This is a genomic window from Massilimicrobiota sp. mt181 (assembly GCF_055420065.1).
Genome location: NZ_JBVAYN010000022.1, coordinates 1 through 11,929, shown reverse-complemented (window position 1 = coordinate 11,929; position 11,929 = coordinate 1). Strand labels below are relative to the sequence as shown.

The following is an 11,929-nucleotide window of genomic DNA, read 5'->3' as shown; positions in this document are numbered from 1 at the left end:
TAATGCAACAATAAATTTCATATTTTTAAAATAAAGTTCATAAATATTAAACTTCTCTCATTAAACATATTTGAATGTGAGTATCAGTCTTGCTATAATATGGTTTATAAAGGGGAGATTTTAATATGCATACATATCAACATCAAGTCCAATATTATGAAACAGATAAAATGCAAATTACACATCATTCTAATTACATTCGTTTTATGGAAGAAGCGAGAATTGACTTCTTAAACAAAATTGGTTTTGGCTATGATAAGATGGAAGAATTAGGTGTGAGTTCACCTGTTATAGGCATTCAATGTGATTACAAAAAAAGCACAACTTTTCCTGATCTTATAAATATTGAAACAAAAGTTTCAGCATATAAAGGAACACGCCTTGAAATCGAATATACTATGAAAGTCAATGATGACATTGTCGCTATTGGGAAAAGTTTACATTGTTTTCTAAATCAAAATGGTAGACCTATTATTTTAAAAAGAGCTTTGCCTGAACTGGATCAACTTCTTATTCAACTGCTTAATGAGGATACAAGTAATGTTTAGTGAACTCTTTCAAACTGATGGCTTTCATACATTGATATATCTTACCTGGTTTATTTTGCCTTTTCTCTTTGTGTTTTCATTAGCTTTTGGTATTAGAAATGAAGTTCAACAAAAAACAGGATTTAACTATGCTTTACTTATTGCAAGTCTATCTTTACTTTTTATGTTTGCTGCCATATTATTTATGTAGCCTTTTATTATTATAAACAACACAAAAATAAGTCATAACAAAAAACTAGCTTTTATGCTAGTTTTTTAAATGATAAACATCTTTTTTAATTGTATCGCAACTCCGTTGTCCTGTACAGTTGGGCAGATGATTTCTGCTCTTTGTTTGATATCGTCAATTGCATTTCCCATTGCGATAGGATGACCTACTGTCTCAAACATTTCTATATCATTAGGACCGTCTCCAAAGCAATAACTATTTTCTAATTCAATATGAAGTTCCTTTAAGACATCTAATATTCCGGTTGCTTTAGAAACTTCATTGGAATAGATTTCTAAACTATGATTGTCTGGATGTAATTCATAGGAAAATGGATGAAAACATGATATCGCATCATCTAATTCTTGTTGAGTTTTGGCCCATACTTCCATCTTAACTGTCTTTTGAGCAATATCATCTTCTTGATATTCAAAACAGAAATTATGGAAATCTATATTACAATGAGAATAAAAATCAAGTAAGCATTGATTATTCTGACTCATATAACAAAGTTTTGGAGTTTGTAAAACATATTCAATATTTTTCTCTTTGAGCTTATGACATAATTCTTTCACTTTTTGAGAATCCATGCATCTGACTTTCAAATCCTGATTCTGATACTTCACATTAGCCCCATTAGCTAAAACATATCCATCAAAGCCTATTTCTTTCACATTTTCTGCAATATATCCATATGGTCTCCCACTTGCAATAAAACATAAGTGTCCTTGTTTTTGAACTGATTTAATGGCATTTTTTACTTCATCAGTGATACGACCAAACTCTGGACAAAACAGTGTTCCATCAATATCAAAAAATATAATTTTTCTTTCCATTTAATCCACCCATCCAAAATGCTGACAAGCTTTATAAATTCCATCTTTATCTGCATCATCAGTCACATATGTTGCTTTTGCCTTTAATTCATTAATTGCATTTCCCATCGCAATAGAAGTCCATTTATCACTAAACATACTCAAATCATTCTTTTCATCACCAAAAACAACAACATCTTGATAATCTCCACCAAAATAATCAACAATTGCTTTAATACCTACTGATTTATCACCCGGTTCTACAAATAAATATTCTTTATGAAAACGACACCAAGGAAGTTCCTTTAATGTTTCTAATTTTTGTTCATCTGGTGCATAACAGGCAATATAAACTTTGTATATTTGATCATAGTTTCTTGGATCAAGTCCTTCTTCAACAACTGTATCCATATAAATATCATGTGTAAAATCATAGAAACGATTATCTGGTGCCAGACGTCTTGTTTCGTTATCTGGAGATATAGCCCAGATAAATCCTTTTTCTTTACACTCATCAATTAAAGCTATGCACTTATCATAATCTAAAGGCTTAATTTCAATGAGCTTTTCATTAATAGTAATTCCATTTCCCCCATCACTAACCATATTCTTAAAACCAAGCTCTTTCATATGATTGACTGCCATAGCATAACTTCTACCCGTCGCAATAGCAACAAAATGTCCATTTGCTTCTAATTCTTTAATTGTTCTTTTCGCTGATTCAGGAACATATTGATCTCCTGGTGTTCCTACAGCTAATGTTCCATCAATATCAAAGAAAAAATATTTCTTCTTTCCCACTTTTATCACCTCTGTCATCTATTCTAACAAAATCATATCAAAAATCTATTTTTTTACAGATAAAGAAAAAAGCATCATCAAATGATGACACTTCTTTAAACTATTGTAAATATTGTGTGTTTTCTAACATGACACCGCATCCTTCAGCAACGCAGTCTAATGCATTTTCTGCAACAAAGACAGGAACTCCTAATCCTTCTTCTAAGAATTTATCTAAGTTATGAAGTAAAGCTCCTCCACCAGTTAAGAAAATACCTTTGTTGACGATATCTGCTGAAAGTTCAGGTGGTGTTTGTTCAAGAACTTGTTTTGTAGAACGTAAGATTGTCATACAACATTCTTCTAAAGCTTCTTGTGTTTCTTGAGCATTTAATTGAATTGTATGAGGTAATCCAGTCACTAAATCTCTTCCTCTTACATCCATGACATCTTTTGGATCTGCTTCATAAGCACTACCAATTGTCATTTTAATTTCTTCTGCAGTACGATCTCCGATTAATAATTTATATTTATCTTTTACATATTTAATTAATTCAGCATCCATTTTGTCACCAGCAATCTTTAAAGATGTGCTTGTTACGATATCTCCTAATGAAAGAACTGCAATATCAGTTGTTCCCCCACCAATATCAACAACCATATTTCCTGATGGTTTAGAAATATCTAATCCAGCACCAATCGCTGCAACTTTTGGTTCTTCTTCAATATAAACTCTTTTCGCACCACATCTTAAAGCAACATCCTGAATAGCACTTTTTTCAATAGAAGTAATATTTGATGGACAGCAAATTAAGATTGTTGGTCTTGAGAAAACACCTTTTAAGTTTAGTTTATTAATAAAATGAGTTAATAATATTTCAGTAATTTGAAAATCTGCGATAACCCCATCTTTAAGAGGACGAATGGCTTGAAATTTACCTGGAGTTTTTCCAAGCATATCTCTTGCTTCTTCTCCTACAGCGATAGGTTTATTTGTTTCAGTATTGATAGTTACAACAGAAGGTTCATTAACAACAATTCCTTCACCTTTGACATAAATAAGAATGTTAGCTGTTCCTAAGTCAATACCAATTTCCTTTGATAATTTCATTGAACATTCCTCCTATAAGCATTTCTATTGTATCATTTTTCATATTAATTACAAGAAAAAATTATCACTATACCTACATAAATTTTATCTTTTTTTCAACCCCGTTTCATCTTCAATTATATTACGACTTATCTATGAAATTTATGTGAATATTTTAAAAAAAATTTAGATTCCTGAGAATCTAAATTTAGCTACTTGATTGTATCAAGAGTCTGTCCAATATACTTTTCTGGATTATATAATTGATCGTCTTTTTGTAGAATAAAATGTAAATGATTCTTCAAATCTGCTTCATAAACATTTTCTCCACTTTTTCCTATAGTATCTCCTTGTTTGACATCCTGGTTCAATTCCACTGACACTTCAGATAATGATTCATAAGTTGTAGAAATCTTATCACTGTTTGTAATTGTTACAACCCAACCTAAAACAGGGTCATTGGTCTTTTTTGTTACAGTTCCACTGATAGCTGCCATAACATCAAATGCTTCATTTTTATTTGCATAATCAACACCTTGATTAGGACGGTAAACATCTTCAAATAAAATAAGTGATTGTTCTTGCTTCGATGCATCATCATCTTTATCATAATAATATCTGACAATCCCAATCCCATCTTTAACAGGAGATTTTAATGTTTCAATTGTTTTTTCTTCTGTTGTGTCTTTGTTTTGATTTTCATCTACTTTTACAACTGTTTCATCTTCAAAATCTTTTGTATGCTCATCTAAAATATTTTGAACAATACCAATTCCTCCTAAAAACAAAGCTAAAGCTAATGAAATACCAAGTATCTTCTTATAATGAAATGATCTTTTCTTCATGTTTTCACCTCAACTTAAGTATGAACAAAAGTTAAGAGTCTATACTTTCAATTTGAATATTTTGATAATAATGATGTAAAATATCCTGATAATTTTTATTTTCTAAAGCCATGGCTTGCGCTCCATATTGACTCATTCCCACTCCATGACCATTACCTTTTGTAATAAAAGTATATCCTTTTGATGAGAATTTGATTTCAAAACATGAAGAAGCTAAAGAGAGTTTTTCTCTCATTTCTCTTCCTGTATACGTTTTTTGATTAATCATAACTTTTTCTACATAGCCACTGGATGTATAAGATGTCACTTCTATATGTTCTGGTGAAACTTGAAATATATCGGCCAACTGTTCCTTTGTAAATGTTTTTTCTCTCATATTATGTGGATCAATTGTCGTATCCCAATGACTATCCACCGATTTAAGATAAGCAACTTCTCCTGTAAAATAATCTTCACTATTGACAGTTTTCCCATTGCTGCTAGAAAAAAACAATGCCGATATATATTCTCCCTGATAAGTCATCACTTCCCCTTTCGTTTCAGAAATTGCTTCCTCTATCTTTTTTCTATTTTTTTCATATTGTTCTCCCCAGTTTTCCTTCATTTCATTTTCAGTTAAATAGACCTGTGATTGTGTTGTGTTATCCACTTTTAAATTCCTTGACAATACAAATGTTCGACTGGCAACTGCCTGTGCCTTTAACGCCTCCTTTTCAAAACTCACTGGCATTTCCCCGGCAATAACACCTATCAAATATTCTTCCAAAGGAATAGATAAAACCTGATCTTCTGTTTGGATACTGACTTTCTTTTCTTTATGATCAACCTGATATTGTGACTCTAACCATGTCAATGCATCCTGATAATGAAAACATCCTATCACTAATATCAAAGACAATATAAAAAGAAGTTTTGCATATATTTTCTTCATCATTGATATATATGCAACAACTTCCCATTTAGAATTGAAAACTTAAATTTCCAAACGCCAAGATAAAAGAAGCAAATAAATATCCTAATGCAACTGAAGCCACAATAAAAAATATGTGAAATTCTCTTTCCTTATTTTTTCTCACATACTGATCAAAACGAAAACAGCTCAGACCAACCATTGCAAATGCAATGGAAACAATATAAACAACAATATTGACAATGTGATAAACCATTCCTCCACCTCTTTTTCTTTTACATTATAATCATTATTTTATATAATAACAACAGGAGGAAACAAATTATGGAATATTTTCAAATACCTAAAACAAATTTAAAAGCATCTCGTCTTGCTTTAGGATGCATGCGTATTGCTGATAAAAGTTTTCAACAAGTTGAAGAACTTGTACAAACAGCGTTAGATAATGGAATTAACTTTTTTGACCATGCTGATATTTATGGTGGTGGTCAATCAGAAGCCATTTTTGGAGAAGTCTTAAAGGCACATCCTGACTATCGTCAAAAAATGATTATTCAAACAAAATGTGGGATTGTTCCTGGGAAACGTTATGATTTTTCAAAAGAACATATCTTACAAAGTGTGAATGCTTCTTTACAACGTTTAAATACTAATTATGTTGATATCTTACTATTACATCGCCCAGATGCATTATGTGATCCTAAGGAGGTTGCGGAAGCATTTGATCAATTATATCATGAAGGAAAAGTTAAATATTTTGGTGTTTCTAATCATACGCCATTACAAATTGAATTATTACAAAAATATACTCAACATCCTATTATTATTAATCAGTTACAGCTTTCTATTGTTCATTCTGTAATGATTGATTCTGGATTAAACATGAACATGAAAAAAGCCTGGGCTCAGGATAAAGATGGTGGTGTCTTAGATTATTGTCGTCTCCATGATATAACGATTCAACCTTGGAGTGTTGTACAGGCTTCATGGGAAGAAGGATGTTTTATTGATCATCCACAATATGCAAAACTAAACAAAGTCATGGATGATTTAGCCCATGAATATCATGTAACAAAGAGTGCTATTGCGATTGCATGGTTACTTCGTCATCCTGCATGTATGCAACCTATCATGGGAACGACTTCTCCTGTTCATTTAAAAGAAATGGTTGAAGCCTGTGATATCCAACTTACACGTCAACAATGGTACGATTTATATCTTGCAAGTGATAAGCCTCTTCCATAGGAGAATTTATGATTATCGAATTGAAAACTCTTGATCAGATTGATCCCTGCCAATTAGCTTATCATGCGAATGAAAAAAGTATTGGGACTTATTTAAGAAACAGCTTTCCCTATCCTTATACACTTGATCACGCTATGTCTTTTATAACTCATTCACTCGAACATCATGGTATCGACTTTGGCATTGTCGTTGATGGGATTTGTATCGGCTGTATTGGTGGGACTTTACAAAATGATATCTATGTTAAAAATTGTGAATTAGGTTATTGGATCAATCCTCAATATGCTCATAGAGGAATTATGAAAAGATCTGTACAATTGTTTTGTCAGCATATTTTTCAATGCTATTCTATTCATAAAATCTATGCTGAAGTCTTTAAAGACAACATTGCCTCATGTAAAGTTTTAGAATGGAATCATTTTCAAGAGGAAGGCTACTTAAAAGAACATGCCTATAAAAATTTTCAATACCATGATGTTATTATTTATAGTTTAAGGAGACAAAGATGAAAATTAGAAAATCACAACTTCAAGATGTTGATTCTATTATGAATTTAATTCATCAGGCTCAACATTATTTTAAAGAAGCACACATTGATCAATGGCAAGATGGATATCCTATTTCTGATAATATTATTGAAGATATTCAGAAAAAAGCAAGTTATGTGATTTGTGATCAAGATATTATGGGAACAATGTATTTTGCGATAGAAAAAGATCCCAGCTATCATGTTATTCAGGGACAATGGTTAACAAATGATCAGCCTTATGCTGTGATTCATAGAATTGTTGTTGATGAAAATCACAAAGGACAAAATATCGCTCATCATCTTCTAGAATTTGCTATTTCGAAATGTTATGAAAAAGGTATTCATAGTATTCGTATTGATACCCATGAAGATAATTTATCAATGCAACGTTTTTTAAAAAAACATCATTTTGTAAAATGTGGTCAAATCACACTTTCAAGTGGTGCTCCTCGTATTGCTTTTGAAAAAATCATTGAATAAATTTTAACTAGCCTTCATACAGTAGAATTATGGAGGCTCTTTTTATGAAATATAATATCAATAAACCTTATCCTAAAATAGAAAATATTCAGGAAAATCAACAATATGGAAGAATTCTTTTATCTAATCTTGGAGGATTACACTCTGAAATGGGTGCTGTCAGTCTTTATTTTTATAATCATATTATTTTAAAAAAAGTATGGCCTAAACTATCTGAGGCCATGGAAAAAATTAGTATTGTAGAAATGTATCATTTAGATATATTTGCACATTTAATCTATGCCTTAGGATTAGATCCGAGATTATGGGATTATCAACAAGGCTATCTGCAATATTGGTCACCAGGATATAATGTTTATCCCTGTCAAATTCAATCATTACTAGAAAATGCAATCATACAGGAACAAAATACAATAGACATTTATCAACAACAGATTCTTTGTATTCAAGATTTTCAAATTCAAAAGATAATACAGCGTATTATCGAAGATGAACAATTGCATATTGAAATATTCACTTACTTCCTCAACGAATATTTACAAACCTATTAATCTAAATAGTTATTGATAAAAAATATTTTTTTTCATCGTATTCGTATTACTACCAAAAACTTGAATATTATTGTTGTAATTTAAAGGTATTTTTATAGTATGATAAAATACCTTCTTTTTGCATTCTGCTTAATTCAGCACTTAAAGCACTTCTATCTACCCCTAGATAGTCGGCTAATTGCTGTCTATTGTAAGGAATATCAAATATTTTAGAACCATGTTGAATGGCTTGTTGAGATAAATAAGAGAGAACTTTTTCTCTGATTGTTTTCTTTGAAAGTAATGAAAGTTTATGATTGAGTAATATGTTTTTCTTTGCAATCATCTCAATTAAATTCTGCAAAAGAATATGATGATATTCACATGAACAAGGACAAATCTTTATAATATGCGAAACATTTAAGAAAAGAACTTCACAATCTTGAATTGCAATAACATTGACCCCCATCTCATTTTGACTGACACAGGCATAAGCTTCACCAAAGACTTCTCCCTCATAAAGATGAGCAATTATCGTTTGATTTCCCCAATAATCACTCTTGACTATATGAGCTTCTCCTTTTAAGAGAATACCTATATTTTGTATTTTTTCACCACTTCGTACAATGGTTTGATTCTTCTTGTATTCTTTTTTATAACTATTTAAACAATTTAATAATTTTTCAATTTCATGTTCTGCAATTCCTCTAAATAGAGGATTATTTTTTATAATACTGAAATTCATATATACTCCCTTCGTTGTTAAAACAACATATTTGTTTTAGATAATATATTATAATGTGCTAGAAAATTCAAGGAGGAAAGAAATATGTTATCAAAAATGAAAAACATAGATGCTAAGGAAGTTATTGAACTCAAAGATATGATAGATATATATGAAGGACAAGTTCTAAGTCGTACGTTAAGTCAAAATGAAAATGTTTCTTTAACTTTATTTGGCTTTGATAAAGATGAAATGATATCTACACATCAATCAGAGGGTGACGCTTTATTAACTGTATTAGAAGGAAAAGCACGTATTACGATTGATGATACAGATTATATTTTAAAAACAGGTGAATCTATTGTTATGCCAGCATTACATCCACATGCTGTGTATGCATTAGAAAATATGAAAATGTTTTTAACTGTTATTTTTTAGGAGGTTTTTTATGGAAAATAAAATGTATTGTTTTCAGTGTCAGGAAACTGCAGGAAATGTAGCTTGTACACAAGTAGGTGTTTGTGGAAAAAGTGCTAAGACTGCTAATTTACAGGATTTATTAATTGATGTGACCAAAGGTCTCGCAAGTGTTTTAATGCAAGCTAGAAAAGAAGGAATAGAAGTTTTATGTGAAACAAATCAAATGATAAGCTTTAATTTATTTATCACGATTACAAATGCAAATTTTGATGATCAGATGATTACAGAGCAAATTCATAAAACTATTCAAGTTAAAAATGAATATTTAAATCAGATAGAAGAGAAAAATCATTTATCTGAAAGTGCCTTGTGGAATGGAGAAAATTTTAATGATAGAATTTCGCAAATAGGTGTTTTATCAACGCAAAATGAAGATATAAGAAGTTTAAAAGAACTCATAACATATGGTCTTAAAGGAATGGCTGCTTATAATAAGCACGCTAATGCATTGCATACATATAATGAAGAGATTGATATCTTTATGCAGGATATGCTCAATGAATTACAAAAAGATTTGACTCTTGATCAATTAATCCCATTGGTTATGAAAACAGGAGAATATGGTGTAAAAGTGATGGCTTTATTAGATGAAGCAAACACTTCTACTTATGGACACCCTGAAATGACTGAAGTCAATATTGGTGTTAGAAATAATCCAGGGATTCTTGTCTCAGGACATGATTTAAAAGATCTTGAAATATTATTAGAACAGACAAAAGGAACACATATTGATGTTTATACACATAGTGAAATGTTACCTGCTCATTATTATCCATTTTTCAAACAATATGATCATTTTGTTGGAAATTATGGAAATGCATGGTGGAAACAAAAAGAAGAATTTGAATCTTTTAATGGGCCTATTTTACTCACAACAAACTGTTTAGTGCCACCAAAAGCCAGCTACAAAGATCGTATCTATACAACTGGAGCTGTTGGTTTTGAGGGATGTAAGCATATTCCAATCAATGAAGATGGTATAAAGGATTTTAGTGCTTTGATTAAACATGCTAAAAAATGTCAAGCGCCTACTGAAATTGAAACTGGACATATTATTGGTGGATTTGCACATGAACAAGTTTTATCATTAGCTGATAAAATTGTTGACGCTATTCAATCTGGTGATATTAAGAAATTTGTTGTTATGGCGGGATGTGATGGAAGAATGAAATCTCGTCAATACTATGAAGACTTTGCGAAATCATTGCCACAAGATTCTGTGATTTTAACAGCTGGTTGTGCCAAATATAAATATAACAAACTCAATTTAGGAGAGATTCATGGTATCCCAAGAGTTTTAGATGCTGGTCAATGTAATGACTCATATTCTCTTGCACTTATTGCTTTAAAACTAAAAGAAGTATTAGGATTAGAAGACATTAATGATTTACCAATTGTTTATAATATTGCCTGGTATGAACAAAAAGCAGTTATTGTCTTACTTGCATTACTTTCTTTAGGAGTAAAAAATATACATTTAGGACCTACATTACCTGCATTTTTATCACCACGTATTATAGACTTCTTAGTTGAACATTTCCAAATAAGTGGTATACAAGATGTGGAAAGTGATATGAAATTATTTTATCCAGAATTATCATCAAATATGTATTCAAAAAATATGATTGTTTCAGAAGTTTTACAATCAAATCCAAATGCAGCGCAAATTCTCATAGAAGCAGGATTTGGATGTTTAGGTTGTCCTGCTTCTCAAACTGAATCGCTTGAAGAAGCATGTTTTGTTCATGGTGTGGATGTAGAAACTATATTAGAAAGATTAAATAATGGGGAATAATATGAGTGCATTTTTAAGTCATATTCATTATTGGTTATATCATAAAATTCAATACTTACAAAAAATCAATGATGCGCTCATTGATACTTATCAAATCAATAATCCCAACTGTTTATCTTTGATTCCCTATAATCAACCACTAGACCAAATCATTGATTTGAATCATATACATTACTCATTAAATAATCTTATTCAAGATGTAGAACATAGAAATACTCTTATTTTAAATGAAGTCTTTACTTGTCATACACTAGAACAAGTTAAAACTATCTATTTTCAATTAGGAAAACAAGAAAGTTCTCCTCATAAAAATGCTATTGAAGCATTTCAAAATATGAATTCTTATTTACTAGATGGTATGCCTTGTGATCAGGGAATAGATATTCTAATGTAGGAAAATGATCAAGTTCTTTTTGAATATAATCCAAATGTTCACTCTACTTCTCTTTCTTTTGAAACACTTCAAGCATTAAGAGAATCATGGATTCAAGGTTATTTATCTCAATCTCATATTGTTTTAATACCTTTAACCAAAACTCAATATTTATTAAAAATGGAGGATTAATATGTCAATTATTGATCGATTAACAGAAGAACATAATCAAATACTTATATTTTTAGACACATTTGAAAAAGATATTCTTAATCTTATGGAAGATAATATCTTTGATAAAAATAACTTTCTAGGACATATTCAATTTATACATGAATATGCAGACTGCAGACATCATCAAAGAGAAGAGAAAATTTTATTTAAATATATGGAAGAACATCTTGGTTTACCTGCACAAAAGTTAATTAGACATGGTATGCTCGTAGAACATAATCTTGCAAGATATTATGTCCAAGAACTAGAAAAATGTATTCATAATTATTTTTCCACACCTTCTCCTCAAATCAAATTAAGTATCATTGGTTTGGGTTATGCTTATTGTGATTTACTTAGAAGG

At 30.5% G+C, this 11,929-nt stretch carries 17 protein-coding genes; 10 read left to right on the top strand and 7 right to left on the bottom strand.

Annotated elements, in window-relative coordinates:
* Nucleotides 1-125 precede the first annotated feature (125 nt).
* Nucleotides 126-548, top strand: a complete 423-nt coding sequence (locus ACZYT4_RS11185) for an acyl-CoA thioesterase (RefSeq protein WP_463785742.1) — start codon at nt 126-128, stop codon at nt 546-548.
* Nucleotides 541-738: a hypothetical protein gene (locus ACZYT4_RS11180; RefSeq protein ID WP_463785741.1), complete on the top strand. Its 198-nt coding sequence runs from the start codon at nt 541-543 to the stop codon at nt 736-738. Before ACZYT4_RS11185 ends, ACZYT4_RS11180 begins: the two co-directional genes overlap by 8 nt.
* Nucleotides 739-803: 65 nt before the next feature.
* Here the strand turns inward: ACZYT4_RS11180 and ACZYT4_RS11175 are convergent, their stop codons facing one another.
* The 6 genes from ACZYT4_RS11175 to ACZYT4_RS11150 form a co-directional block, all read right to left on the bottom strand.
* A complete protein-coding gene (locus tag ACZYT4_RS11175; RefSeq protein ID WP_463785738.1) occupies nt 804-1,592 on the bottom strand; it encodes a Cof-type HAD-IIB family hydrolase in 789 nt (262 codons plus the stop codon).
* A complete protein-coding gene (locus ACZYT4_RS11170) occupies nt 1,593-2,372 on the bottom strand; it encodes an HAD-IIB family hydrolase (RefSeq protein ID WP_463785736.1) in 780 nt (259 codons plus the stop codon).
* Between the two features lie 100 nt (nt 2,373-2,472).
* On the bottom strand, nt 2,473-3,462 hold the full coding sequence (mreB, locus tag ACZYT4_RS11165; RefSeq protein ID WP_463785734.1) for a rod shape-determining protein: 990 nt from the start codon (nt 3,460-3,462) through the stop codon (nt 2,473-2,475).
* A gap of 191 nt (nt 3,463-3,653) precedes the next feature.
* Nucleotides 3,654-4,286 carry a peptidoglycan DD-metalloendopeptidase family protein gene (locus tag ACZYT4_RS11160; protein ID WP_463785733.1) on the bottom strand — a complete coding sequence of 211 codons (633 nt, stop codon included), beginning with the start codon at nt 4,284-4,286 and terminating at the stop codon, nt 3,654-3,656.
* Between the two features lie 31 nt (nt 4,287-4,317).
* Complete coding sequence (spoIID, locus tag ACZYT4_RS11155; RefSeq protein WP_463785730.1) at nt 4,318-5,220, bottom strand: stage II sporulation protein D; 903 nt, start codon at nt 5,218-5,220, stop codon at nt 4,318-4,320.
* Nucleotides 5,221-5,245: 25 nt separating this feature from the next.
* A complete protein-coding gene (locus tag ACZYT4_RS11150) occupies nt 5,246-5,452 on the bottom strand; it encodes a DUF1146 family protein (RefSeq protein ID WP_463785727.1) in 207 nt (68 codons plus the stop codon).
* Nucleotides 5,453-5,520: 68 nt separating this feature from the next.
* Here ACZYT4_RS11150 and ACZYT4_RS11145 point away from each other — a divergent pair, with 68 nt between their 5' ends.
* The 4 genes from ACZYT4_RS11145 to ACZYT4_RS11130 are packed head-to-tail and all read left to right on the top strand — an operon-like array spanning nt 5,521 to nt 8,001.
* Nucleotides 5,521-6,441 (top strand): aldo/keto reductase, encoded by a 921-nt coding sequence (locus tag ACZYT4_RS11145; protein ID WP_463785724.1) that lies wholly within the window; start codon nt 5,521-5,523, stop codon nt 6,439-6,441.
* Between the two features lie 8 nt (nt 6,442-6,449).
* Nucleotides 6,450-6,950, top strand: a complete 501-nt coding sequence (locus ACZYT4_RS11140) for a GNAT family N-acetyltransferase (protein ID WP_463785722.1) — start codon at nt 6,450-6,452, stop codon at nt 6,948-6,950.
* Nucleotides 6,947-7,450, top strand: a complete 504-nt coding sequence (locus tag ACZYT4_RS11135; RefSeq protein WP_463785719.1) for a GNAT family N-acetyltransferase — start codon at nt 6,947-6,949, stop codon at nt 7,448-7,450. The genes ACZYT4_RS11140 and ACZYT4_RS11135 overlap by 4 nt, the downstream gene beginning before the upstream one ends.
* A 44-nt stretch (nt 7,451-7,494) precedes the next feature.
* The gene (locus tag ACZYT4_RS11130) at nt 7,495-8,001 is read left to right on the top strand and encodes a ferritin-like domain-containing protein (protein WP_463785717.1); all 507 of its coding nucleotides are present in this window, start codon (nt 7,495-7,497) and stop codon (nt 7,999-8,001) included.
* Nucleotides 8,002-8,068: 67 nt separating this feature from the next.
* Here the strand turns inward: ACZYT4_RS11130 and ACZYT4_RS11125 are convergent, their stop codons facing one another.
* Nucleotides 8,069-8,725 carry a Crp/Fnr family transcriptional regulator gene (locus ACZYT4_RS11125; RefSeq protein WP_463785715.1) on the bottom strand — a complete coding sequence of 219 codons (657 nt, stop codon included), beginning with the start codon at nt 8,723-8,725 and terminating at the stop codon, nt 8,069-8,071.
* An 84-nt stretch (nt 8,726-8,809) separates the two neighbouring features.
* Between ACZYT4_RS11125 and ACZYT4_RS11120 the strand changes: the two genes are divergently transcribed.
* The 4 genes from ACZYT4_RS11120 to ACZYT4_RS11105 all read left to right on the top strand — a co-directional run.
* Complete coding sequence (locus ACZYT4_RS11120; RefSeq protein ID WP_463785712.1) at nt 8,810-9,142, top strand: cupin domain-containing protein; 333 nt, start codon at nt 8,810-8,812, stop codon at nt 9,140-9,142.
* 10 nt (nt 9,143-9,152) lie between these two features.
* Entirely contained in the window at nt 9,153-10,979 is a 1,827-nt protein-coding gene (gene hcp, locus ACZYT4_RS11115; protein ID WP_463785709.1) for a hydroxylamine reductase, read from the top strand.
* A 1-nt stretch (nt 10,980) separates the two neighbouring features.
* Entirely contained in the window at nt 10,981-11,373 is a 393-nt protein-coding gene (locus ACZYT4_RS11110) for a hypothetical protein (RefSeq protein WP_463785707.1), read from the top strand.
* 172 nt (nt 11,374-11,545) lie between these two features.
* The coding region (locus tag ACZYT4_RS11105) for a hemerythrin domain-containing protein (RefSeq protein WP_463785705.1) at nt 11,546-11,929 on the top strand (384 nt) is incomplete at its 3' end.

Coding starts and splice junctions, on each gene's coding strand:
- ACZYT4_RS11185 (WP_463785742.1), top strand. CDS start 126: ATGCATACATATCAACATCAAGTCCAATATTATGAAACAGATAAAATG.
- ACZYT4_RS11180 (WP_463785741.1), top strand. CDS start 541: ATGTTTAGTGAACTCTTTCAAACTGATGGCTTTCATACATTGATATAT.
- ACZYT4_RS11175 (WP_463785738.1), bottom strand. CDS start 1,592: ATGGAAAGAAAAATTATATTTTTTGATATTGATGGAACACTGTTTTGT.
- mreB (WP_463785734.1), bottom strand. CDS start 3,462: ATGAAATTATCAAAGGAAATTGGTATTGACTTAGGAACAGCTAACATT.
- ACZYT4_RS11160 (WP_463785733.1), bottom strand. CDS start 4,286: ATGAAGAAAAGATCATTTCATTATAAGAAGATACTTGGTATTTCATTA.
- spoIID (WP_463785730.1), bottom strand. CDS start 5,220: ATGATGAAGAAAATATATGCAAAACTTCTTTTTATATTGTCTTTGATA.
- ACZYT4_RS11150 (WP_463785727.1), bottom strand. CDS start 5,452: ATGGTTTATCACATTGTCAATATTGTTGTTTATATTGTTTCCATTGCA.
- ACZYT4_RS11145 (WP_463785724.1), top strand. CDS start 5,521: ATGGAATATTTTCAAATACCTAAAACAAATTTAAAAGCATCTCGTCTT.
- ACZYT4_RS11140 (WP_463785722.1), top strand. CDS start 6,450: ATGATTATCGAATTGAAAACTCTTGATCAGATTGATCCCTGCCAATTA.
- ACZYT4_RS11135 (WP_463785719.1), top strand. CDS start 6,947: ATGAAAATTAGAAAATCACAACTTCAAGATGTTGATTCTATTATGAAT.
- ACZYT4_RS11130 (WP_463785717.1), top strand. CDS start 7,495: ATGAAATATAATATCAATAAACCTTATCCTAAAATAGAAAATATTCAG.
- ACZYT4_RS11125 (WP_463785715.1), bottom strand. CDS start 8,725: ATGAATTTCAGTATTATAAAAAATAATCCTCTATTTAGAGGAATTGCA.
- ACZYT4_RS11120 (WP_463785712.1), top strand. CDS start 8,810: ATGTTATCAAAAATGAAAAACATAGATGCTAAGGAAGTTATTGAACTC.
- hcp (WP_463785709.1), top strand. CDS start 9,153: ATGGAAAATAAAATGTATTGTTTTCAGTGTCAGGAAACTGCAGGAAAT.
- ACZYT4_RS11110 (WP_463785707.1), top strand. CDS start 10,981: ATGAGTGCATTTTTAAGTCATATTCATTATTGGTTATATCATAAAATT.